A 22,127-nucleotide genomic window follows, 5' to 3' on the forward strand; every position below is an offset into this window, starting at 1 on the left:
GCTACCCCGGGGGCCCTCGCGTCCCCCGCGCACTCCACGCCATCGCGCGCGCGCTGTCGACGGCCCGTGCGATTCCGGCGCCCTCCAGCACCTTCAATGTGCTGGCGCGCAGCTCCGGCCGCCCGGCCACGCCGTCGCGCAGCACCGCGACCTCGTATTCGCGCGCGTTGGCGTCGATCGCCGTGGCCAGGACGCAGCTCTCCAGGGCCATGCCCGCCAGCAGGATCCGGCGCACGCCAAGCTTGGCCAGCAGCACCGGCAGGGCCGTGGCCAGGAAGGCGGAATGCTTGGGCTTGAGGACGAAATGGTCTTCGGGCAGGGGCTGCAGCAACGCCGCGATGCGCCCCGCCGGCCCTGGCGTGGCCGAGGCCATCGCCACCAGCTCGCGGAAATCCGACTGCCAGCGGGCGAAGTTGTCATTGGCGAAGATGACCGGCCAGCCGCGGTCGTTGAAGCGCTCGCGCAGCGTGTGGATGTTGCGGGCTGCACGCAGCGCGGCCGGGGCGAGCCGATCCGCTTCCGGGAAATCGAACAGCCCGATCATGTCCACGACCAGAAGCGCGGACGGTACCGGCGTGGCCATCCTCAGTCGCGGACTTTCGCCGGCACGAAGGGCGAGGTCGGGTCGCTGGCGGGGAAGGTTTCCTCCAGCGCCTCGTCCTGGTTCTCGCTCTCGCGGTCCTTGCGGCGCGTGCGGTCCTGCGGTGTCTCCGGTTCATTGCGGTCATGGTCCCGGGGCGGGTCTTTGCGGTCGCGGCTCATCGGTGGCCTCGTCGTGTGGGGGGTATCGGCTTCTTAGCCTTGGCGGCGTTGTTTCCGCGTGACCGGGGCCGGGCGGCGGCCCGGTGGGAGCGGGCGAGGAAGCGCAGCGCCGCGGTTTCCCACTGCCGCGCGCCGCGGGCGCGCGATGCCGCCCGCGCCAGGCTCCCGTCCTCCCATCCTTCGAACACGCAGGGGTCGATATAGGAGCTCCGGCAGACCGCCGGCGTGTTGCCCAGCGTGCGCGCGACCTCTTCCACGACCTGTTGCCGCAGCCGCGCCAGGGCGACTTCGCTGGCATCGTCCGGCGGTGGCGTGGCCGCTAGCAGGCGGAACGCGGCCAGGGTTGCGCCCCAGGTGCGGAAGTCCTTGGCGGTGAACGGCGCGCCCATACTCGCCTGCAGGTAGGCATTGACCATGCTGGAGTCCACCGGCTGCGGCCCGCCGTCGCCGTGGTACTGGAACAGGTGCTGGCCCGGCAGCTGGTGGATGGCGCGCACCATGCGCGCGAGCCTGCGGTCGTCGAGCTCGACCTCGAGCTGCCTGCCGCCCTTGCCTTTGAACTGCAGCCGCATTGCCCCGGGTGGGAAGCGGGCGTGGCGGCTGCGCAGCGTGGTCAGGCCATACGACCCGTTGTCGCGGGCGTAGCCGGCGTTGCCCACGCGCAGCAGCGTCTCCGACATGATCCGCACCACCACGGCCAACACCTTGTCGCGCGGGAAGCCAGGCTGCGCCAGGTCGCTGCGCAGCGAGCGCCGCAGGCGCGGCAGCGCCTTGGCGAAGTCGGGCAGGCGCTCGAACTTGCCGGTATCGCGGAAGCTGCGCCAGTCGGCGTGGTAGCGGTACTGCTTCCTGCCGCGCGCATCGCGTCCGGTGGCCTGGAGGTGGCCGCGTGGCGAGGCGCAGATCCAGACATCCTGGTAGGCCGGCGGGATCGCCAGCGCGCGGATGCGCGCCAGGGTCGCGGCATCGCTGACGCTACGCCCGTCCGCGTCGACGTAGCGGAATCCGCGCCCGCAGCGCACGCGACGGATGCCGGCCGCCCGGTCGCTGACGTGGCGCAGCCCGGCTTCCGTAGCCACCGCCCTGTCAGCCGTGTCCGTCGGCGTGGGCGTGTCGGATGCCTGCGTGGCCGCGGGATGCGCGCTGCGTGGGGTGCCCATTGTGCGAACGCTACTGCCGGGCGGTGATTGCGCGATGAAGCCTTCCACGGGCCTCACATCGCCTTGCCGCGGGCGCGCGCATCGTCGCCACGCCCATCCTTTTGCATTCACGGAGGCGGACATGACCCACGACAGCAGCCCGGACGACGACGGCCGGGACGACACGCGCCGCGAGACAGGCAGGCCCGAACGGGAGGAGCGCTCCTATCCCCACGGAAGCGGCGACCGCAACGCCTGGACGCCCAGCGGCGACAAGGGCCGCATGCCGCGCCATGACGGCGGCGCCCAGCGCGACGCCACGCCCGAGCCTCCCGGCGCCGTGGGCGATGAGTGATCCACGCCGCATGTCGCGCGCCGTCCGCAGAAGCGGCCGCCAATGATCCGCGATCGGCTGGCGTGATCGATGTGATCGTGGTCGGTGGCGGGCCGGCCGGGCTGACCGCGGCCACCTACCTGCATCGCTTCCACCGCGCGTGCCTGGTGCTGGACGCGGGCCGGAGCCGCGCCCGCTGGATCCCTGAAAGCAACAACTGCCCCGGCTTCCCGCACGGCGTGTCGGGACGTGAGCTGCTGCGGCGCATGCGCGAACAGGCGGCCGACGTCGGGCTGTCGACCTGGCAGGCCGAGGTCGATCGCATCCAGCCGCTGGATGGCGGCTTCGAGGTGCGTGCCGGCGAGGGCCGGTGGCGCGCGCGCAAGGTCATCCTCGCCACCGGCGTGACCGACCGCCTGCCGGACATGCCCGGCGTGGCGGCGGCCATAGCTAGTGGCGCGTTGCGGCTGTGCTCCGTCTGCGATGCCTACGAAGCGAGCGACCTCGTGATCGGCGTGTACGGTCCGGCCGAGGCCGTGGGCAGCCACGCGCTGTTCCTGCTCGGATACTCGAACTCGGTCCACGTGCTGCCGAGCGACGGTGGCGATGGTGGCGAGGCCGGGCGCAGGTCGCGCGCACGGGGCGCGCAGTGGCTGCCGGGCGGCGGGCGCCTGTCCTTCGATGGCGAAGCCTGCAGCTACGAGCCCCCGGGAAGCGCCCCGGTCAGGCTCGACACCGTGTACGCCTACCTGGGGTCCGACACCAGCGCGGGCATCGCAGCGGCGGCGGGTGCCGCGCTGACGGAGGAGGGCGGGATCATCGTCGACGCCGACCAGCAGACGCGCCTGCCCGGGCTGTACGCGATCGGCGACGTGGTCAGCGGGCTCAACCAGATCTCGGTGGCGGTGGGGCACGCGGCGATCGCCGCCACCCATGCGCACAACGCGCTGCCGTTCGCGGCGCGGGACAAACAAAAAACCCCGCTTTCGCGGGGTTTCCTGTCATCAACCTAATGATGGTGCCCAGAAGAGGACTCGAACCTCCACGGAGTTGCCCCCGCTAGCACCTGAAGCTAGTGCGTCTACCAATTCCGCCACCTGGGCAGGTGGGCGCGTATGGTGCAGCGCGGTGACGATCCTGTCAACGGTCTGCATGCGAATGTCGCGAAAAGATGCGCACGGGACTTGCACGGCGCCCGCGTACAATCGCCGCATGACAAAAACTGCAGGCAAGGGCGGCAGCGGCCGCGACAGGACATCCCCCCGCACGGGCAGCGACAAGGCCGCGCCGGCCAAGGGCGCGAAAGGCACCGCCAGATCCGGGAAGGGCCCGGCACCCGCGCGCGCCGCGTCGAAGAAGCCGGCCGCCCAGCCGGGCTGGATGCCGGATCCCGGCCTGCTGCGCGCCATGAAGCCCCGCGGACAGGACGCGCCCGTCGCGCCCGCGGCCGCCGCGCCTGTGCGTGCGAAGGAAGGCGGCATCGGCCGCGGTGGCTTCGATGACCCGCAGGCCGCGCGCGAGGCCGGACGCTACGAGAATCCCATCGCAAGCCGCGAGGCGATCCTCCAGGTGCTGTCCGATGCCGACGGCCCGCTGGACGCCGAGGCCCTCCAGGAGGCGCTGGGTCTTACCGAACCGGAACGTGCCGAAGCCCTGGACAAGCGCCTGGCGGCGATGCTGCGCGACGGCCAGGTGCTGAAGAACCGCCGGCGCGGGTTCGTGCCCGCCGCGCGCGCCGACCTCATTCCCGGCACGGTGATCGCCAACCCCGAGGGCTTCGGCTTCCTGCGCCCCGAAAGCGGGGTGGGCGACGACCTGTTCCTGCCACCCTTCGAGATGCGCAAGGTGATGCACGGCGACCGCGTGCTCGGCAGCGTCACCGGCGTCGATCGCCGTGGCCGCCGCGAAGGCGTGATCGTGGAGGTGCTGGAGCGCCGCGTCAGCCGGCTCATCGGGCGCTACGCGCTCGAGTCCGGGATCAGCTTCGTGGTCCCGGACGACCGCCGTATCCAGCGCAACGTCCAGATTCCCGCGGACGCGCGACTGGACGCGCGCGATGGCCAGCTGGTGGTCTGCGAAATCGTCGCGCCGCCGGACAACCACCGGCCGCCGATCGGTCGCGTGCTGGCGGTGCTCGGCGACAGGTTGACCGCGTCGATCGCGGTCGAGGCCGCGATCCACGGCCATGACATCCCGCACGAGTTCCCCTCCGAGGTGCTCGACGCTGCGGCCGCGGTGCCGGTCGAGGTCGACGCCGCCAGCGCCAACCGTCGCCTGGACCTGCGCAAGCTGCCGCTGGTCACCATCGACGGCGAGGACGCCAAGGACTTCGACGACGCGGTGTACTGCGAACCCAACCGCGACGGCTTCCGCCTGATCGTGGCCATCGCCGACGTGTCGCATTACGTGCGCCCCGGCGAGCCGCTCGACGTCGAAGCGCAGAAGCGCGCGACTTCGGTGTACTTCCCCGGCTTCGTGGTGCCGATGCTGCCGGAGACCCTGTCCAACGGCATCTGCTCGCTGAAGCCGCGCGAGGACCGCCTGTGCTTCGCCTGCGACATGCAGGTCGACCGCCGCGGCAACGTGGTCTCGTACGAGTTCCACGAGGCGGTGATGCATTCGCACGCGCGCCTGACCTACAACCAGGTCTGGAACGCCGTGGGCGACGGCATTCCCGATGCGGACCGCGATGCCGCGCAGGCCTTCATCGGCCCGCAGATGCAACAGGTGCTGCAGTTGCACCAGCTGTACAGGGTGTTCGAGAAGGCGCGCAAGCAGCGTGGCGCGATCGACTTTGAGACCTCCGAGGTGCGCTTCGTGCTCGGGCCGCAGGGGGAGGTCACGCAGGCCGGCATGATCCAGCGCAACGACGCCCACAAGCTGATCGAGGAATGCATGATCGCGGCGAACGTGGCGGCCGCGCATGCGCTGCTCGCCTCCGGCATCCCGGCGCCGTTCCGCGACCACGACCGCCCGCCCGAAGGGAAATACGCCGACCTGCTGGAGTTCCTGAAGGAGTTCCAGCTGCGCCTGCCGACCTGGCAGAAGGTTCATCCCAAGGATTTCCGCAAGCTGCTGGAAACGGTGCGCGAGCGGCCCGACGCGGCGCTGCTGGAGTCGGTCCTGCTGCGCAGCCAGTCGCTGGCGGTGTACTCGCCGGACAACATCGGCCATTTCGGGCTGGCGCTGGAGGCGTACGCGCACTTCACGTCGCCCATCCGCCGCTACGCCGACCTGCTGGTGCACCGGGCGATCAAGCATTCGCTGGCCGGTGGCAACGCTGCGCAATACAAGTACTCGGCGCACGAGATGGCGACGCTGTCGCTGCAGTGCTCGGAGCGCTCGCGCCGCGCCGACGAAGCGCAACGCGAGGTCGACGAGCGCTATCGCGCGGCGTGGATGGAAGAGCACGTGGGCCGCGAGTTCGACGGCGTGGTCAGCGGCGTCACCAGCTTCGGCCTGTTCGTCGAGCCGACCGAATCCAAGGTCAACGGCCTGGTGCACGTGACCCAGCTGCCGAATGACTTCTACAACTTCGATCCGATCCGCAAGACGCTGACCGGCCAGCGCTCCGAGCGCGAGTACCGGCTCGGCGATGCGGTGCGCATCGTGGTGCTCAAGGCCAGCGTCGAGGAATTGAAGATCGACTTCCGCCTGGTGGAAGAGGGCGGCCGGCAGGGCGCTCCGGTTCCACCCGCCCCGCGCGGGCAGCCCGCGAAGCGGACCAAGAAAAAGTACTGAGGACGAAGGCCCGATGGCCAGCAAGCAGAACCAGTGGATCGTGGGCATCAACGCCGTCGCATCGGCCGTGGAACACGATGCCGACAACGTGCGTGAAGTCCTGCTCGAGGCCGGTGCGAAGAATCCGCGCATCGGCACGATCGAGGAAGAGGCCCGTCGCCGGGGCATCGAAGTGCGTCGCGTCGCGCAGAATGCGCTGGACGGCGTTGCCGGCGGCCTGCGCCACCAGGGTGCGGTCGCGCGCTATGCCGCGGCGAAGACCTTCGACGAGGACGACCTGCCAGGCCTGGTCGAGGCCGCCGAAGGCCGCGCGCTGTTGCTGGTGCTCGACGGCGTGCAGGACCCGCACAACCTGGGCGCCTGCCTGCGCAGCGCCGCGGCCGCGGGGGTCACCGCGGTGGTCATCCCCAGGGACAAGGCGGTGCAGGTCAACGCCACGGTGCGCAAGACCTCCGCCGGCGCCGCCGACAGCATCGCGGTGGTGCGCGTGACCAACCTCTCCCGCACGCTGCGCGAGCTGCAGAAGCAGGGCGTCTGGATCTACGGCCTGGCCGGCGACGCCGGCGCATCGCTGTACGGCATCGACCTGCGCGGCAACGTCGCGCTGGTCCTTGGCGGCGAAGGCGAGGGCCTGCGCCGCCTGACGCGCGAACACTGCGACCAGCTGGTCGCTTTGCCGATGCCGGGCGCGACCGAGGCCGGCGTCGACAGCCTCAACGTCTCCGTGGCCGCGGGCGTCTGTCTGTTCGAAGCGGTGCGCCAGCGACTCTGAGGGCTGCGGGCCTGACTTGACAAAGAGCTTTTATTTTCCGCTTTTTTCGCGCTGATCCGTAGCAAATGCAGTGCGAGCCGCGCCTACAGCGGAGCGGGCGCGGGAGAATTGTCGGGCGGCGAAGTGGCGTGGCGGCCCCAGCCGTTGGCGATCGTGCAGAAGAGCTGGGCGGTGCGTTCGGTGTCGTAGACGGCCGAGTGCGCTTCGTCGCTGTTCCATTCCATGCCCGCGGCCTGCACCGCGCGCGCCAGTACCGTTTGCCCGTAGGCCAGGCCGGCCATGGTCACGGTGTCGAACACGCTGAAGGGGTGGAAGGGATTGCGCTTGTGTTCGCTGCGGGCGACCGCGGCGTTGACGAAGTTGAGGTCGAAGTGGGCGTTGTGCCCCACAAGGATCGCGCGCTGGCAGCCGTGCTTGCGCACCGCGGTGCGCACGGCGGCGAAGACGTGGTCCAGCGCGTCGCGTTCCTGCTTGGCGAGGCGGAACGGATGGTCGAGGTCGATGCCGGTGATCTGCAGCGATTTGGGATCGATGTCGGTGCCCGGTGCCGGTACGACGTGCGCGCTGGCGCCTTCACCCAGCACGTAACGGCCTTGGTCGTCCAGGTCGATCGGCATCACCGCGATCTCGAGCAGCGCGTGGCGGTTCCAGTCGAAGCCGCCGGTCTCCACGTCGACCACAACGGGCAGGTAGCCGCGGAAGCGGGACGACATGGGGGCGAAGGTGGGGGCGGCCCCGGAGGGCTGGGGCGGTGGCGTGGGCAGGGTGGTCACCGGCGCTAGTCTATCCGAGTGCGGGCAGCCGGCCCGGTGGCGGGTTCAGCTGCGCACGCCGGCGACGATGCCCTCGCCGTGCCAGCGCAGGAGCATCGCGCGGCCCTGGTCGATGAAGGCGGCGTCCGCGGAGCTGCCGGCTTCTGCCGCCAGCGCCTCCAGCTGGGCACGCCCGTCCAGCCCGGGCGCCTCGTCCAGGCGCTGCAGCAGCCGCCAGGCCAGCGGGCTGGGCGCGTGGAAGCGCACGCGGCCGTCGGCGCCGCGATGGAGCAGCAGCAGCGTCGGCTCGGGTGGCGCTTCGGCCGGGAGCATGTCGGGCCCGATGCGGTGCACCGGCCAGGCATAGGCCAGCGGCCACGCGAGCGGGGAAAGCAGGGGGCGGCCGGCCAGGAGCGCGGCCGCGACGTCGGTACCGGGTGCGTCAAGCGGGTCGTGGGCGATGTCGCTGACGCGCGACTCGCTGATCTGCAAGGCCAGCTCGATCCACTCGTAATGCGCCAGCTCCGGCAGCCAGGGCTCGCGCCCGCCGCTGGTTTCCAGGTAGCGCAGGAATTCCCGCGGAAGCTCCGGGAACAGCGGGGTGCGACAACCGTGGTCGCGGTAGAACTCGCGCACCAGCGCCGGCCAGGCGTCGCCGCGGATGCGGCGGATCACCGGGAAATTTCCTGCCAGCAGACGCGAGACGTTGTTGAAGAACAGATCGCGATAGACCTGCATCCTGCGTGCGTCGATGCCGGGCGGCGCTGGATGGCGGTCGGGATCGCGGATATGGGCGGTGAAGGCGTCCTGCTGCGCGCGCAGCGCGTCGCAGGCGGCCAGGCCGCCTGGACCCGTCCCCTCTGCGGCGCCGGGCCCCGCCTTGCCGTGGGCGGTGTGGTCAGGCGACACGACGGATCGCCGGTATGGCGGAAAGGTGTCCACGCACGATGTCGAGTTCGCCCAGCAGCTCGTCGAAGGGCGGGAAGTCGAAATCACGCTCGAGCAGCGTGGGCCGCGGGCCGAACAGGGCATAGGCCTCCGACAGCAGCGCCCAGACCGGGTCGGCCACGGCCGCGCCATGGGTATCGATCTTGAGTCCGGGCGCTTCGTCACGATGGCCGGCGACGTGGACACAGGCGATCCGGTCACCCGGCAGCCCGCGCAGGAACGTCAGCGCGTCGTAGCCGTGGTTGGTGGCATTCACCACGATGTTGTTTACGTCCAGCAACAGGTCGCAGTCGGCTTCCGCAAGCACGGCGTTGACGAACTCGAGCTCGGTCAGTGGCCGTGTTCCGGCACCCGGGGGAATTCTCGCGTAGTACGAGATGTTCTCCACGGCGATGCGCCGGCCGAGGATGTCCTGGGCACGGCGGATGCGCGCGGCCACGTGCCGTACTGCTTCGTCGCTGAAGGGCAGGGGCAGCAGGTCGTAGAGCTGGCCGAGGCTGTCGCCGCAGGCGCTGAGGTGCTCGCTGTAGAGCGGCGCGCGATGCGCATCGAGGAAATCGCGCAGCTGGTGCAGGAAAGGCTCGTCCAGCGGCGCGGGGCCGCCGAGCGACAGCGACAGGCCGTGGCATGCGAGCGGATGGCGCGAAGCGAGCTCGGCGAACGCCTCGCCCGGCGCGCCGCCGACGCCGATCCAGTTCTCGGGCGCGGCTTCGAGGAAATCGAAGCTGCCCGGCGGCGCGGCGCGCAGCCCGGGCAGCAGGGCGCGGCGCAGGCCGAGGCCGACGGCGCGCGGATGCAGCGGAGCGTTCATGGCTGGCGGGTGCGCGGCGGGTGGCCACGCATCCGTATCACCCATTGGGTCAGGCCACGCCGCCGCAGGCACCGGAGCCGCCGCACTTGCCTTCGCCGCACTTGCCCTCCTGGGCGGCCTTGTCGTTAGCGGCGTCTTCGTCGGAGCCGGCCTTTTTCGCGGCGTGGTGGGCGCCGTGCTCGGCCTTGTCGACGAAGCCGTCGCCGTTGCCGTCCATCGCGGTGAAGTAGGAGGCGTCCTTTTCCGGATGGCTGGCGGCGAACTCCTCGGCGGAGATCCGGCCGTCGCCGTCGCTGTCGGCGTGGGACATGCCGCAGCGGCCCTCCCCGGATTTGGCGTCGGCCTTGGCGTCGGTGGCGGCTTCAGTGGCGGCCGCGTCCTGGCTGACTGCAGCGCCGGACAGCATGTAGCCGCTGGCGAGCGGGGTCATCGCGAACGCAGCGCCGGACAGCGCGAGGCCGCCAAGCGTGGCGGCTACGGCAAGGGCGACGGGCTTTGCAGGGGACTTGGACATGCTGGCGTTCTCCTGTTCCGCGGCGGGAGGCCGCGGGGGCGCCAAGTATGCCGCAGCGCGCACGGTGCAGTGCAGCAGCGTTGCGGGTGCCGAATTCAGGTCTGGGTGTTGGTGTGGTCGGCCTTTTCGCGCGGCGGCAGGTTGTCGTCGCCATAGGCCATGAACCAGATGTTCTCGGCGATGTTGGTGGCGTGGTCGCCGATGCGCTCGAGGTTCTTGGCCATGAACAGCAGGTGGGTGCAGCCGGTGATCGCGCGTGCGTCTTCCATCATGTAGGTCAGCAGTTCGCGGAACAGGCGGGTGTATTCGGCATCAAGCGCGGCGTCGGTGTCGCGGACCAACTGCGCCGCCTCGGGGTCGTGGGTGCGGTAGGCCTCGAGCACCCGGCGCACCTGGCGCACGGCCAGCGCGCCGAGGTGGGCGAGGCCACCGGCGACCGGCAGCGCCGGCGCCTGGTTGAGCGCGATCGAGCGCTTGGCGATGTTGGCCGCGTAGTCGCCGATGCGTTCGATGTCGGAGACGATGCGCAGGGCCGCCAGCACTTCGCGCAGGTCGCGCGCCAGCGGGCCGCGCAGCGAAAGCTTCATGACGTCCTGGCTGACCACGCGCTCGATGTCGTCGATGGCCTGGTCGTTGGCGACGATATGGCCGGCCGCGCGGTCGTCGCGGCGCTCGACCACGTCGAGCGCGGCCTCGAGCTGCGCGACCGAGAGCTCGCCCATGCGCAGGATCTCGCCGATCAGGCGCTCGCGCTCTTCATCGTGGCTGCGAACGATATGGTCATGGGGCTGGTTGTTCATCCGAACCGTCCGGTGATGTAGTCCTCGGTCTGGCGCTTCGAGGGATTGGAGAAGATGGCCTCGGTGCTGTCGTGTTCGACCAGGTCACCGAGGTACATGAAGGCCGTGTAGTCCGAGACCCGCGCGGCCTGCTGCATGTTGTGGGTCACGATCACGATGGTGTAGTCGAGCTTCAGCTCTTCGATCAGCTGCTCGATGCGGCTGGTCGAGATCGGGTCCAGCGCGGAGGTCGGCTCGTCGAGCAGCAGCACCTCCGGGCGCAGCGCAACTGCGCGGGCGATGCACAGGCGCTGCTGCTGGCCGCCGGACAGGCCGAGCGCACTCTGCCCGAGCTTGTCCTTGACCTCGTCCCAGAGCGCGCCCTGGCGCAGCGCGGCTTCCACGCGCCCGTCCATGTCCGCCTTCGACACCTTCTCGTGGTGGCGGATCGCATAGGCGATGTTCTCGTAGATGGTCATCGGGAACGGCACGGGCTTCTGGAACACCATGCCGACCTTCGAGCGCAGGCGGTTCATCGCGTACTTCGGCGACAGGATGTCCTCGCCGTCGAGCAGGATGCTGCCGCTGGCCACCTGGCCCGGATACAGCGCGTAGATGCGGTTGAACACGCGCAGGAGCGTCGACTTGCCGCAGCCCGAGGGTCCGATCAGCGCGGTCACGCGCTTCTCCGGGATATCCATCGCCACGCCCTTGATCGCGTGGAACTTGCCGTAGTGGAAGTCGAGGTCGCGCACCGACAGCTTCACGGGCGCAGGCGCGGCGGTGGCACGATGCATGGGCGAGGTGGACAGCGTGGGGCGTCCGTGCCCTGCGGGGACGTGGATGGCATTCATCGGCGGGGTCCGGGAAGGAGTCGAAATCATCGGGTCAGTCATTGGTGATGCGGTTCCGCGCCAGCACCGCGCGCGCGCCGAGGCTGATCAGCAGCACGAAGGCGGTGAGGACAAGGGCGCCGGCCCAGGCCAGGTCCTGCCAGCTCTCGTAGGGACTGCCGGCGAACTGGTACATCACCACCGGCACGCTGGCCATCGGCTGCATGATGTCGCTGTTCCAGTACAGGTTGCCGAAGGCGGTGAACAGCAGCGGCGCGGTCTCGCCGCTGATCCGGGCCAGGGCCAGCAGGATGCCGGTGACGATGCCCGCCGAGGCGCTGCGATAGAGCACCTGCACGGTCACTTTCCACTGCGGCACGCCGAGCGAAAGCGCAGCCTCGCGCATCTGCGTCGGCACCAGCCGCAGCATCTCGTCGGTGGTGCGCAGGACCACCGGCAGCACGATGAAGGCCAGCGCCACCGAACCCGCCAGCGCCGAGAATCCGCCGCCGCCGTACATCACCAGCAGGGTGTAGACGAACAGGCCGAGCACGATCGATGGCGCCGACAGGAGGATGTCGTTGACGAAGCGCACGACCGTGGCGGTGCGGCTGTTGGCGCCGTATTCGGCAAGCCAGGTGCCCGCGGCCACGCCGAGCGGCGCGCCGATCAGGATCGCCAGCCCGCACATCACCGCCGAACCGAACAGCGCGTTGCGCAGGCCGCCCTCGGCCATCGGCGGCGGGGTGTCGCGGGTGAACAGGCTGACATTGATGCCGCTGATGCCCTTGGAGACCAGGGTCCACAGGATCCAGGCCAGGAACACCAGGCCAATCACCGCCGCGACGCAGGACAGCGAGAGCGTGACCGCGTTGATGATGCGGCGGCGGAGGTAGAGCTGGCGCGCGCCGCGCGGCATGGGGCTTGCGGCGGCCATCAGTTGCCCTCCCTGCGTGCCAGCCGGGCCAGCATCAGCCGCGCCAGCGTCAGCACCACGAAGGTGACGATGAACAGCACGAAGCCAAGCAGCAGCAGCGCGGAGCGGTAGGTATCGGTGGCCTCGCCGAAGTCGTTGGCGATCAGCGCGGCGATGGTGGTGCCGGGCTCCAGCAGCGACGGCGTCAGGCGCACGCTGTTGCCGACCACGAAGGCGACGGCCATGGTCTCGCCCAGCGCGCGGCCCAGGCCCAGGAAGATGCCGCCGATCACCGCGGAGCGCGTATAGGGCAGGACGATGTCCCAGCACACTTCCCAGCGCGTGGAGCCGAGCGCGTACGCCGACTCCTTGAGCCGCGTGGGCACGGTCAGGAACACTTCGCGCATCACCGAGGTGATGAAGGGCACCACCATGATCGCCAGCACCAGGCCCGCGGTGAGGATGCCGATGCCCAGTGGCGGGCCGCGGAACAGCATGCCCAGGCCCGGCACGTTGCCGAGGTGCTCGTTGAGCCAGGGCGTGACGTGCGTCGTCATCACCGGCACCAACACGAACAGGCCCCACATGCCGTAGATGATCGAGGGGATGCCGGCCAGCAGTTCGATCGCCGCGCTCACCGGCCCGCGCAGCCAGCGCGGCGCAACCTCGGTCAGGAATACCGCGATGCCGAAGCTGATGGGCACCGCGAGCAGCATCGCGATGATGGCGGTGACGACCGTGCCGTAGATCGGGGCCAGCGCACCGTAGCGGTTTTCGACCGGGTTCCACTCCGCCGAGAGGAAGAACGACAGGCCCTGCGACTGCAGGGCTTCGCGGCCGCCCCAGAGCATCGACAGCGCCGCGCTGGCGAGTGCCAGCAGCACGAAGGCCACGGTGCCGACGAGGGCGTAGCGGAACCAGCGGTCGGCGCGCGCGTCGCGCAGGTCGCGTTGGCCGGAGCTGGTGGCTGGGAGGGTGGAAGCGTTCATCTACGTCCCGGAGCTGTGGGGCGCCCGCCGCAGCAGCGGCGGGCACGAAGGCCTCAGTTGAACTTGGCGGCCCAGTACGCCTCGACCTGGGCCACGAGCTCTGCCGGCAGGGGCACGTAGTGCAGCTCGCTGGCCTGCACCTGGCCGGATTCGAAGGCCCACTTGAAGAAGTCACGGGTCGCTTGGCTGCGCGCCGGATCCGCCGGCTGCCTGGGCATCAGCATGAAGTTGGTGGCGGTGATCGGCCATGCATCCGCGCCCGGGGCGTCGGTGATCACCAGGTTGAAGTCGCTGGCCGAAGCCCAGTCGGCGGTGCGCGCAGCGGCGGCGAAGCTTTCCGCGCCGGGCTCGACGAAGTTGCCGGCCGCGTTCTGCATCGAAGCGTAAGGCATGGTGTTCTGCAGCGCGTAGGCAAGCTCGACATAGCCGATCGCGCCCTTGATCTGCTGCACGTAGGACGCGACGCCTTCGTTGCCCTTGCCGCCAACGCCCAGCGGCCAGGCGACCGAGGTGCCTTCGCCGACCTGCTGCTGCCACTCGGGGCTGACCTTGGACAGATAGTTGGTGAAGTTGAAGCTGGTGCCCGATCCGTCGGAGCGGTGGACGATGCTGATCTTGGCGTCCGGCAGGGCCAGGCCCGGGTTGACCGCGGCGATTTCGGCGGCGTTCCAGTTCGCGACCTTGCCCAGGAAGATGTCCGCCAGCAGCGGGCCGGTGAGCTTCAGCTCGCCCGGCGCGAGGCCGTCGACGTTGACCACCGGCACCACGCCGCCGATCGCCGAGGGAAACTGGACCAGGTCGGCTTCGGCCAGTTCCTCGGTGGACAGTGGCTTGTCGCTGGAGCCGAAGTCCACGGTGCCCTGCTTGACCTGGGCGATGCCGCCGCCGGAACCGATGGACTGGTAGTTGACCTGGTTGCCTGTGGCGGCGTTGTAGTCGGCCGACCATTTCGATACCAGCGGATAGATGAAGGACGCGCCGGCACCGGAGACCTGGTTGGCGCCGCTGTTGCCGCCGGCCGCAGGTGCGCTGCCGGAAGGCTGACAGGCGGCAACGAGCAGGGCCGAGGCGAGCGCAAGAGAGGCGAGACGCAGCTTGGAAGGAGTCATGGTGGAATTTCCGTTGTGGGCAGGCGCCGTGTGAGGCGTACGCACATTGGATGATGTTTTTGTGACAGCTTCATGACGACTGCCCCCCGGACCTGAACGCAGCTGCCGGGCGCCGCAAAAAAGAGCGGGCCCAAGGGGCCCGAAAAGCAGCGCAATTGTCTGGGGAGGAGAGGCGTGGCAGGCTGTATCGCGATGGCGACGCGGCCGGGTGCAGGCCTTGGCGTCATTTGAACGTTGCGCGGTGACCCGATGATGTCGGGCCGATTACGGTCCCGTGACATTCCTCGACGGCGGCGGCCTCAGTAGCTGCGGCACTGCCGGAAGCGGACCGCCCGGCCACTTTCCACCGGCGATGTCACCTGGATCCGAGAAGAAGCCAGCGCCGGATAGCGCTCCACCAGCGAGCAGATCGCAGGGAACGGGTCGCTTTCGGCACCCGCCACGAAGACCTCGAGCGTGGAACTGCTGGTCCACAGCGCCCTGCTCATGCCCGGTAGCGTGGCAACCGTCGCGGCCAGTTCCCTGCGCTGCGCCTGGAGCGCGGCGGCATCGGGTTCGACCATCGCCATGGCCGCCTGCTCCAAGGCCGTCGAATCGGCTGGCGTATCCGCCGGGCTGGCCGCCGCGGCGGCGGGCGGCTGCGGCGCGGGCAGCAGCGCAAAGATGGCCACGCCGGTGATCAGGGCCATCAGCCAGCCCGCCAGGCTGCGCTCACGCGCGCGCTTTGCGGATGCCTTTTCGATCGGCGCCAGCGCTGCTGCGGGCACCAGGGGACGGAGTTCCGGCCACAGCGTCGCACCGTCCAGCAGCTCGACGGCCTGGCCGCGCGCGGTCCGGCGGGCGTCGTCGTCGATGCGCCCCTGCGTGACCAGCAGTCCGCCCACGGCACCGGCCAGGCCCATGGCCGCGGTCAGCTCGTTGACGGCGGCGCGCCCGAGCACGAACGCGCTGCCGTGCTTGGTCGACAGCAGCCAGTGGTCGCCGTTGCGGACCAGGGTGTGGTCACTGTCCCCGGACGGGGCCTCGCGATCCACCACGCGGTGGTAGCCGCGACGCGACAGGGCCTCGAGCACGATGCGGATGAACTCGCGCCAGGACATCGCGGATAGTGCGGCGATTCCGGCGGCGGTTTCATCGCGCCGGCGCAGCGGGCCATGTGCCAGCCAGGTGGCGGCCACGCCGATGGCGAGCACGACGACGATTGCAAACAGCCACTTCAACATGTGTTCCGCCCCTGTCCCGGAGCGCCAAGGATAGACGGATGCGCGCCCCGGTTGGCGGCTGTGCGCGCGTCCTCAGCCGAAGTGCTTGCCGAGCACGCGGCGGATTTCCGACTCGATGGGGCCCTGCATCGCCGCGAACAGGAAGCCGAGCTGCGCGGTGACATGGACTACGCCCGGATGCAGCGCGATGGTGCCGTCCACGCCCGCGCGGCTGAAGCCCAGCACGTCGCCCTGCCACCGGCAGTCCACCCCGAAGCGCTCGACCAGCTTGTCGGCCACCTGCTGCACCGCGTCGCGCGCGCTCTCCATGGACAGCTGGTGTGGGTGGTGGATGTCGATGTCGGCCATGCCGTACTCCGTGTGTCTGGGCCGACATTCTGGATGCGACGGCGGCGCGATCCAAGGGTGGCGCGTGATAGATTCCACCGCGCATGGACACTCTCAGGCTGCGCTTCGATCCCACCGGCGACGACTACCCGCTGGCCGTCGGCGTGCACGGCATCGGGCGTACCGGTGGCGACGCCACGCTCGGCCCGGTGCAGGACGCCGCCATCGTGAATTTCTGCGTCGACCGCCGCGGCGTCTGGCTGACCGTCCCCGAAGGCACGCGCGGCGTGCACGTCAACGGCCGCCCGGTGCAGCGCATGGCCATGCTGCGCGTGGGTGATGCGGTGTTCGTGGATGGCAGCGGCATGCGCCTGGTCGCACCGCACCCCCCACGGCAGCCGGCCGCCGGTTTCGGCGACAGCACGGGAGAGGCCGGCGACGTGCGAACCGTCCTGCGCGGCGTGGGTGGCCACTACCACGGGCGCAGCTTCACCCTGGAGCGTCCGCGGCTGGTCGGGCGTGCGCCCGAGGCCGACATCCGCATCGACGAGGCCGCGTTCGCCGAACGCCACGCCCGCCTGGAGATGCTGGGTGGCGAAGTGGTGCTGCGCGACCTCGGTTCAGCCGAAGGCAGCCAGGTCAACGGCGAGCCGGTGCGCGACGCGGTGCTGCGCCCGGGCGACCAGGTCGTGTTCGACGCTCACCATCGCTTCGTGCTCGAGGCGCCTTCGGGCGCAGCGCGGGAGGCCGGGACCGGGGTGGCGACCGCCGAGGCACCGGTGACGGGCAAGCGCGGCGGGGCCATGCGCCTGCCATGGCTGCTGGTCACGGCCGTGGTGCTGGCGGGACTGCTGGCGCTACTGCTGCTGTTCGGTACCGGCTGAGACCGGGGCGCGCGGTGGCGAGGCCGTGCGCCGGCGCCGCCAGGGCAACCGCCAGGCAAGCAGCGCCGCGAGAATGGCCGCGTACAGCAGCGGTTCGCGGACGTCCGACTTCACCACCCACCAGAAATGCAGCACCGCAAGCGTCGCTATGACGTATATCAGGCGATGCAGCCGCCCCCAATTCCTGCCCAGCCGCCGCATCCAGCCGCGGGTCGAGGTCAGCGCCAAGGGCACCAGCAGCAGCCAGGCCGCAAAGCCCACCGTGATGTAGGGCTGCTCGACGATTTCCACCAGCACCTGTGCCCACCAGCCACGCAGGTCGAGCACCAGGTACGCACTCAAGTGCAGGCTGGCATAGGCGAAGGCGTACAGCCCGAGCATGCGCCGGAAGCGCAGCAGCAGCGGTTGCTGCAGGAGCTGGCGCAGGGGCGTCACCGCCAGCGTGGCGAGCAGCAGGCGCAGCGCCCACAGCCCGAGCTCGTGTTCGATCGCGGCCACCGGTTCGGCACCCAGTGCGTCGATATCGGCGCCGCTGCCCACCTGCCAGGCCTGCCAGCCGAGCAGCGCCAGCGGCGTCAGCGCGAGCGCGTGGACGGCGGCCTTGGCAGCGACCAGGCCACGGCCGCTGCGCGGAGCATTCCGCGCTCCAACCGGCGCGTTCAATACCAGCGTGCCAGGTCCATGCCCTGGTACAGCGAAGCGACCTGTTCGGCGTAGCCGTTGAAGGGGCGCGTGGCCATGCGGTCGGCGAACAGCCGGTTGCCGTCGCCGGCGATCCGCCGCTCGCTCGCCTGGCTCCAGCGCGGGTGGTCGACGGCCGGATTCACGTTGGCGAAGAAGCCGTACTCGCGCGGCTGCATGTCGTTCCAGGCGGTGCTTGGCGCCTTGCGGGTGAACTCGATCGCGACGATCGATTTGATGCCTTTGAAGCCGTACTTCCACGGCACCACCAGGCGCAGCGGCGCACCGTTCTGCTGCGGCAGGGGCTTGCCGTACATGCCCGTGGCCAGCAGCGTGAGCGGATGCATGGCCTCGTCGATGCGCAGGCCCTCGCGGTAGGGCCAGTCGATGATCGGCGCGCGCACGCCCGGCATCTGCCGCGGGTCGGCGAGGCTGGTGAAGGCCACGTACTTGGCGTCCGAAGTCGGCTGGAAACGCTTGAGGACCTCGCCCAGCGGCACGCCGAGCCAGGGGATCACCATCGACCAGCCTTCGACGCAGCGCATGCGGTAGACGCGCTCTTCCGGCACCAGGCCCTTCAGCAGGGTTTCCAGCGGCACCGTGCCGGGGCGGGCGCATTCGCCCGAGACCGCCACCGACCACGGCGATGTCACGAGCGTCTTCGCTGCGCGCGACGGGTCGGCCTTGCCGCTGCCATATTCGTAAAAGTTGTTGTAGCTCGTGGCGTCTTCGTAGCGGGTCAGCGGCTCGTCGGTGTTGAAACCGGTGCGAGCGCCTGTGCCGGCGGCGCGCGGCACGTCGACCGGTGGTGGCGGCTCGGCGCCGCGGCAGCCTGCCGCGAGCAGGGCGGGCGACAGCGCAAGCATCTGCAGCAATCGGCGCCGGTCGCGGTAGACGTCCTCGTCGGTGAGTGGCTCGCCGGGAAGTCGCGCGCACTGGTAGCGGGCCATGTCCGCATCTCGCCCTGGGGGAGGGCCAATCCTAACGCCGGCCAGGTGATGCCGCGGTGCTGCATTGCGGCATACTGGATCGTCCATCCGTACCCCGAGGTCCAGCCATGTCGCGCGCCTACAACTTCAGTCCCGGTCCCGCCATGCTGCCGGAGCCGGTGCTGCTCCAGGCCCGGGACACGATGCTCGAATATGGCGAGGCCGGCGCCTCGATCGTTGAAATCAGCCATCGCGGGCCTGAATTCATCGAGATCGCCGCCCGCGCCGAGGCCGACCTGCGCCAGCTGATCGGCATTCCAGCCGACTACGCGGTGCTGTTCCTCCCGGGCGGCGCCACGGCTCAGCAGGCGCTGCTGCCGCTGAACTTCGCCGCCCCCGGGCAGCGCGCCGACTATGTGCTCACCGGCCACTGGGGCGCGATCGCCACCCGCCAGGCCGCGCCCTATGTCGACCTGAACGTGGCCGCGAGCAGCGAGCCTGATGGCTACCGCAGCATCCCGCCGGCCGCGGGCTGGCGCCTCTCCGAAGACGCGGCCTATGTGCACGTCACCGCCAACGAGACCATCCACGGCGTCGAATTCCGTCCGCCGGTGGCGGGAGGCCACGCCTATCCGGATACCGGCAACGTGCCGCTGTTCGCGGACTTCAGTTCCAGCATCGCGTCCGAGCCGATCGATGTCTCGCGCTTCGGCGCGATCTATGCCGGGGCGCAGAAGAACCTCGGCCCGGTCGGCATCGGCGTGGTGATCGTGCGCCGCGACCTGCTGGAACGCGCCGGCCAGCCGCGCGCCGACATCTTCGACTACCGGCTGCAGCTGGCCGCGGATTCCATGCTCAACACGCCGCCGACCTGGAACTGGTACGTCGCGGGCCTGACCTTCCGCTGGATGCTCGAACAGGGCGGGGTGGAGGAATTCGCGCGCCGCAGCGAAGAGAAGGCGAAGCTGCTGTATGCGGCCATCGATGGTTCCGGCGGCTGGTACCGCAACCAGGTCGAGCCGGCCGTGCGCTCGCGCATGAACGTGCCGTTCTTCCTGCCCGACCCCGCGCTCGACGAGGCCTTCCTTGTCGAAGCGCGCGAGGCTGGCCTGATCGGCCTCAAGGGACATCGCGTGGTCGGCGGCATGCGCGCATCCATTTACAACCCGATGCCGCTGGCCGGGGTGCAGGCGCTGGTCGATCACATGGCGGATTTCCAGCGTCGACATGGCTAGCAGGGACGACCAGGGTGAGGGCGGCGGGTCGGCGGCGAAGCCGGACCTCGCCGCGGTGCGTGCCCAGATCGACGGCATCGACCGTGAGATCCAGGCGCTGATCGCGGAGCGCGCATTCTTCGCCCGCCAGGTCGGCCGCGCCAAGGGCAGGCTTGCCGCCGCCATCGACTACTACCGGCCCGAGCGCGAGGCGCAGGTGCTGCGGCGCGTGGTGGACCGCAACGACGGCCCGCTGGCCGACGACGTGCTGCTGCGCCTGTTCCGCGAAATCATGTCCGCCTGCCTTGCGCAGCAGGAGCCGTTGAAGATCGGCTATCTCGGCCCCGAGGGCACGTTCTCGCAGCAGGCGGTGCAGAAGCACTTCGGGCACTCGGCGCTGGGCCTGCCGCTGGCCAGCGTCGAAGAGGTCTTTGACGAGGTTGCTTCGGGCGCCGCCGATTTTGGCGTGGTGCCGGTGGAGAACTCGGGGCAGGGCACGATCCAGTCGACGCTCGACATGTTCCTCACCTCGCCGCTGATGATCTGCGGCGAAGTCGAGCTGCGCATCCACCAGTACCTGATGTCGCGCACGGGGCGGATCGGGGATGTCGAGCGGATCTATTCCCACGGTCTGTCGCTGGCGCAAAGCAAGAATTGGCTGCGGCAGCACCTGCCCCTGGCGGAGAAATTCCCGGTGTCCAGCAACGCCGAGGGTGCGCGGCGCGCGCGCAACGCCGACGACGCGGCGGCCATCGCCGGTGAAAGCGCGGGCCGGGTTTACGGGCTGAAGACGGTCGCGGGCCCGATCGAGGACCGCAGCGACAACACCACGCGCTTCCTCGTGATCGGGCGCGCCGCGTTCCCGTCGTCGGGACACGACCGCACCTCGCTGATGGTGTCGATCCGCGACCAGCCGGGCGCGCTGTACAGGATCCTCGAGCCGCTGGCGCGGCACGGCATCAGCATGAACCGCATCGAATCGCGGCCCTCCCACGGCGCGCTGTGGGAATACGCGTTCTTCATCGACGTCGGTGGACACGCCGAGGAGTCGCCGCTGAAGGATGCGCTGGCCGAGATCGACGCATTCGCCGGCGACGTGCGGGTGCTGGGCTCGTACCCGGTCGCCGTGCCGTGAGCGCCGGCAGAGCGGCGATGAGCGCGAGCCCGCCGGGCTGGGTGGCATCGCGCGGCAGGGCGCTGTCGGGCGAATTCGCCGTGCCGGGCGACAAGTCGATTTCGCATCGTGCGGTGATGTTCGCCGCGCTCGCCGACGGCAACTCGCGCATCGACGGATTCCTGGAGGGCGAGGACACGCGCGCCACCGCAGCCATCTTCGCCGCGATGGGCGTCCGCATCGAAGCGCCTTCGCCGGCGTGCCGCCTGGTGCACGGCGTCGGTATCGACGGCCTGCAGGCGCCGGCCACCACGCTGGACTGCGGCAATTCCGGGACCGCGATGCGCCTCCTGGCCGGGCTGCTGGCCGGCCAGCGCTTCGACAGCGTGCTTGCGGGCGACGCCTCGCTGTCGCGCCGTCCCATGCAGCGGGTGATGGCGCCGCTGAAGGCGATGGGTGCGGCGATCGCCTCCGACGACGGCGAGCGGCCGCCGCTCCGTATCAGCGGCGGCAGGCCCCTGCGGGGGATCGCGTACGAGCCGCCGGTGGCCAGCGCCCAGGTGAAGTCGGCGGTACTGCTGGCTGGCCTGTATGCCGATGGCACGACGACCGTCCGCGAACCGCGGCCGACGCGCGACTACAGCGAACGCATGCTGGCCGCGTTCGGCTGGCCGGTGGACACGTCGGGCGGTGTGGTGCGGCTGTCGGGCGGTCACCGGCTGCAGGCGCGCACGATCGACGTGCCCGGCGATTTCTCGTCGGCGGCCTTCTTCATCGTGGCCGCGACCCTGGTGCCTGGCTCGTCGCTGCTGCTGCGTTCGGTCGGCGTGGATCCCCGGCGCACCGGGCTGCTGGACGCGCTGCGCGCGATGGGCGCGGACATCCGCGAGATCGACCGCCGCCCCGGCGCCTGCGGCCCAGTCGCGGACATCGCGGTGCGCCATGCGAGCCTGCGCGGCATCGAGCTCCCCGAGGCCCTGGTGGCCGACATGATCGACGAGTTTCCTGCGTTCGCCGTCGCCGCGGCCTGCGCGCGTGGGACCACGCGGGTGAGCGGCGCCGCCGAACTCAGGGTCAAGGAGTCCGACCGCATCCATGCGATGGCCGTGGGCCTGGCGGCGCTCGGAATCGAGGTGCGCGAGCGACCCGATGGCATGGAGGTCGACGGCGGGTCGCTGCGCGGTGGTTGCGTCGACAGCGCTGGCGACCATCGCATCGCGATGGCCTTCGCGGTCGCGGCGCAACTGGCCGACGGAGAGCTTGTGATCAGGGACGTCGCGAACGTCGCGACGTCGTTCCCCGGGTTCGAGGCGATGGCGCAGGCCGCGGGCTTCGGCCTGCAGCAGCGCTGACGGG

The 22,127-nt window shown here is 70.2% G+C and carries 24 protein-coding genes and 1 tRNA gene; 8 read left to right on the forward strand and 17 right to left on the reverse strand.

All coding sequences use genetic code 11. From position 1 onward, the window contains the following. Position 1: 1 nt before the first annotated feature. The 3 genes from WCE39_RS04415 to WCE39_RS04425 are packed head-to-tail and all read right to left on the reverse strand — an operon-like array spanning position 2 to position 2,045. Positions 2 to 583 (reverse strand): cysteine hydrolase family protein, encoded by a 582-nt coding sequence (locus tag WCE39_RS04415; RefSeq protein WP_343275498.1) that lies wholly within the window; start codon positions 581 to 583, stop codon positions 2 to 4. Positions 584 to 585: 2 nt separating this feature from the next. After that, a complete protein-coding gene (locus WCE39_RS04420; protein ID WP_343275499.1) occupies positions 586 to 762 on the reverse strand; it encodes a hypothetical protein in 177 nt (58 codons plus the stop codon). Then, the gene (locus tag WCE39_RS04425; RefSeq protein WP_449283969.1) at positions 759 to 2,045 is read right to left on the reverse strand and encodes a DNA topoisomerase IB; all 1,287 of its coding nucleotides are present in this window, start codon (positions 2,043 to 2,045) and stop codon (positions 759 to 761) included. Before WCE39_RS04425 ends, WCE39_RS04420 begins: the two co-directional genes overlap by 4 nt. Here WCE39_RS04425 and WCE39_RS04430 point away from each other — a divergent pair. Together WCE39_RS04430 and WCE39_RS04435 are read left to right on the forward strand one after the other, a co-directional pair. Then, positions 2,044 to 2,256: a hypothetical protein gene (locus tag WCE39_RS04430; RefSeq protein ID WP_343275501.1), complete on the forward strand. Its 213-nt coding sequence runs from the start codon at positions 2,044 to 2,046 to the stop codon at positions 2,254 to 2,256. The genes WCE39_RS04425 and WCE39_RS04430 overlap by 2 nt on opposite strands. A gap of 62 nt (positions 2,257 to 2,318) precedes the next feature. Beyond that, positions 2,319 to 3,248, forward strand: coding sequence for an NAD(P)/FAD-dependent oxidoreductase (locus tag WCE39_RS04435; RefSeq protein ID WP_343275502.1), 930 nt, complete (start codon positions 2,319 to 2,321; stop codon positions 3,246 to 3,248). A gap of 3 nt (positions 3,249 to 3,251) precedes the next feature. Here the strand turns inward: WCE39_RS04435 and WCE39_RS04440 are convergent. Further along, positions 3,252 to 3,338 (reverse strand) — tRNA-Leu (locus WCE39_RS04440). Between the two features lie 109 nt (positions 3,339 to 3,447). Here WCE39_RS04440 and rnr point away from each other — a divergent pair. Beyond that, the gene (gene rnr / locus WCE39_RS04445) at positions 3,448 to 5,976 is read left to right on the forward strand and encodes a ribonuclease R (protein ID WP_343275503.1); all 2,529 of its coding nucleotides are present in this window, start codon (positions 3,448 to 3,450) and stop codon (positions 5,974 to 5,976) included. A gap of 13 nt (positions 5,977 to 5,989) precedes the next feature. Next, entirely contained in the window at positions 5,990 to 6,748 is a 759-nt protein-coding gene (gene rlmB / locus WCE39_RS04450; protein ID WP_343275504.1) for a 23S rRNA (guanosine(2251)-2'-O)-methyltransferase RlmB, read from the forward strand. 83 nt (positions 6,749 to 6,831) lie between these two features. Here the strand turns inward: rlmB and rnt are convergent, their stop codons facing one another. The 11 genes from rnt to WCE39_RS04505 form a co-directional block, all read right to left on the reverse strand. Continuing rightward, the gene (gene rnt / locus WCE39_RS04455; RefSeq protein ID WP_343275957.1) at positions 6,832 to 7,461 is read right to left on the reverse strand and encodes a ribonuclease T; all 630 of its coding nucleotides are present in this window, start codon (positions 7,459 to 7,461) and stop codon (positions 6,832 to 6,834) included. Positions 7,462 to 7,566: 105 nt separating this feature from the next. Further along, positions 7,567 to 8,409 (reverse strand): HvfC family RiPP maturation protein, encoded by an 843-nt coding sequence (locus tag WCE39_RS04460; RefSeq protein ID WP_343275505.1) that lies wholly within the window; start codon positions 8,407 to 8,409, stop codon positions 7,567 to 7,569. Beyond that, positions 8,399 to 9,304, reverse strand: coding sequence for an HvfB family MNIO-type RiPP peptide maturase (locus WCE39_RS04465; protein ID WP_449283971.1), 906 nt, complete (start codon positions 9,302 to 9,304; stop codon positions 8,399 to 8,401). Before WCE39_RS04465 ends, WCE39_RS04460 begins: the two co-directional genes overlap by 11 nt. 4 nt (positions 9,305 to 9,308) lie before the next feature. Then, positions 9,309 to 9,773 (reverse strand): HvfA family oxazolone/thioamide-modified RiPP metallophore, encoded by a 465-nt coding sequence (locus WCE39_RS04470; RefSeq protein WP_343275507.1) that lies wholly within the window; start codon positions 9,771 to 9,773, stop codon positions 9,309 to 9,311. Between the two features lie 95 nt (positions 9,774 to 9,868). Next, complete coding sequence (phoU, locus tag WCE39_RS04475; RefSeq protein WP_343275508.1) at positions 9,869 to 10,573, reverse strand: phosphate signaling complex protein PhoU; 705 nt, start codon at positions 10,571 to 10,573, stop codon at positions 9,869 to 9,871. Continuing rightward, positions 10,570 to 11,406: a phosphate ABC transporter ATP-binding protein PstB gene (gene pstB, locus WCE39_RS04480; RefSeq protein WP_449283972.1), complete on the reverse strand. Its 837-nt coding sequence runs from the start codon at positions 11,404 to 11,406 to the stop codon at positions 10,570 to 10,572. The genes phoU and pstB overlap by 4 nt, the downstream gene beginning before the upstream one ends. A 34-nt stretch (positions 11,407 to 11,440) precedes the next feature. Then, entirely contained in the window at positions 11,441 to 12,322 is an 882-nt protein-coding gene (gene pstA, locus WCE39_RS04485; protein ID WP_343275509.1) for a phosphate ABC transporter permease PstA, read from the reverse strand. Continuing rightward, positions 12,322 to 13,290, reverse strand: coding sequence for a phosphate ABC transporter permease subunit PstC (gene pstC / locus WCE39_RS04490; protein WP_343275510.1), 969 nt, complete (start codon positions 13,288 to 13,290; stop codon positions 12,322 to 12,324). Before pstC ends, pstA begins: the two co-directional genes overlap by 1 nt. Before the next feature lie 53 nt (positions 13,291 to 13,343). Further along, positions 13,344 to 14,399: a phosphate ABC transporter substrate-binding protein PstS gene (pstS, locus tag WCE39_RS04495; RefSeq protein ID WP_343275511.1), complete on the reverse strand. Its 1,056-nt coding sequence runs from the start codon at positions 14,397 to 14,399 to the stop codon at positions 13,344 to 13,346. Positions 14,400 to 14,698: 299 nt separating this feature from the next. Beyond that, positions 14,699 to 15,622, reverse strand: coding sequence for a restriction endonuclease (locus WCE39_RS04500; protein WP_343275513.1), 924 nt, complete (start codon positions 15,620 to 15,622; stop codon positions 14,699 to 14,701). Between the two features lie 72 nt (positions 15,623 to 15,694). Further along, entirely contained in the window at positions 15,695 to 15,970 is a 276-nt protein-coding gene (locus tag WCE39_RS04505) for a polyhydroxyalkanoic acid system family protein (RefSeq protein WP_343275514.1), read from the reverse strand. An 83-nt stretch (positions 15,971 to 16,053) separates the two neighbouring features. Between WCE39_RS04505 and WCE39_RS04510 the strand changes: the two genes are divergently transcribed. Continuing rightward, entirely contained in the window at positions 16,054 to 16,833 is a 780-nt protein-coding gene (locus WCE39_RS04510) for an FHA domain-containing protein (protein WP_343275515.1), read from the forward strand. On the opposite strand, the gene WCE39_RS04515 is transcribed toward WCE39_RS04510, so the two are convergent. Next, positions 16,807 to 17,448 carry a protein-methionine-sulfoxide reductase heme-binding subunit MsrQ gene (locus WCE39_RS04515; RefSeq protein WP_343275959.1) on the reverse strand — a complete coding sequence of 214 codons (642 nt, stop codon included), beginning with the start codon at positions 17,446 to 17,448 and terminating at the stop codon, positions 16,807 to 16,809. The genes WCE39_RS04510 and WCE39_RS04515 overlap by 27 nt on opposite strands. 44 nt (positions 17,449 to 17,492) lie before the next feature. Further along, the gene (gene msrP / locus WCE39_RS04520; protein ID WP_343275516.1) at positions 17,493 to 18,464 is read right to left on the reverse strand and encodes a protein-methionine-sulfoxide reductase catalytic subunit MsrP; all 972 of its coding nucleotides are present in this window, start codon (positions 18,462 to 18,464) and stop codon (positions 17,493 to 17,495) included. A 107-nt stretch (positions 18,465 to 18,571) separates the two neighbouring features. On the opposite strand from msrP, the gene serC reads away from it, so the two are divergent. From serC to aroA, 3 genes are read left to right on the forward strand one after another with little or no spacing between them, the layout of a single operon-like run. Continuing rightward, entirely contained in the window at positions 18,572 to 19,678 is a 1,107-nt protein-coding gene (serC, locus tag WCE39_RS04525; protein WP_343275517.1) for a 3-phosphoserine/phosphohydroxythreonine transaminase, read from the forward strand. Then, on the forward strand, positions 19,671 to 20,792 hold the full coding sequence (pheA, locus tag WCE39_RS04530; RefSeq protein ID WP_343275518.1) for a prephenate dehydratase: 1,122 nt from the start codon (positions 19,671 to 19,673) through the stop codon (positions 20,790 to 20,792). Before serC ends, pheA begins: the two co-directional genes overlap by 8 nt. A gap of 17 nt (positions 20,793 to 20,809) precedes the next feature. Further along, positions 20,810 to 22,123 carry a 3-phosphoshikimate 1-carboxyvinyltransferase gene (gene aroA, locus WCE39_RS04535; protein ID WP_343275519.1) on the forward strand — a complete coding sequence of 438 codons (1,314 nt, stop codon included), beginning with the start codon at positions 20,810 to 20,812 and terminating at the stop codon, positions 22,121 to 22,123. Positions 22,124 to 22,127 lie beyond the last annotated feature (4 nt).

It is taken from the genome of Luteimonas yanweni (genome assembly GCF_039548475.1).
GTDB lineage: Bacteria > Pseudomonadota > Gammaproteobacteria > Xanthomonadales > Xanthomonadaceae > Luteimonas.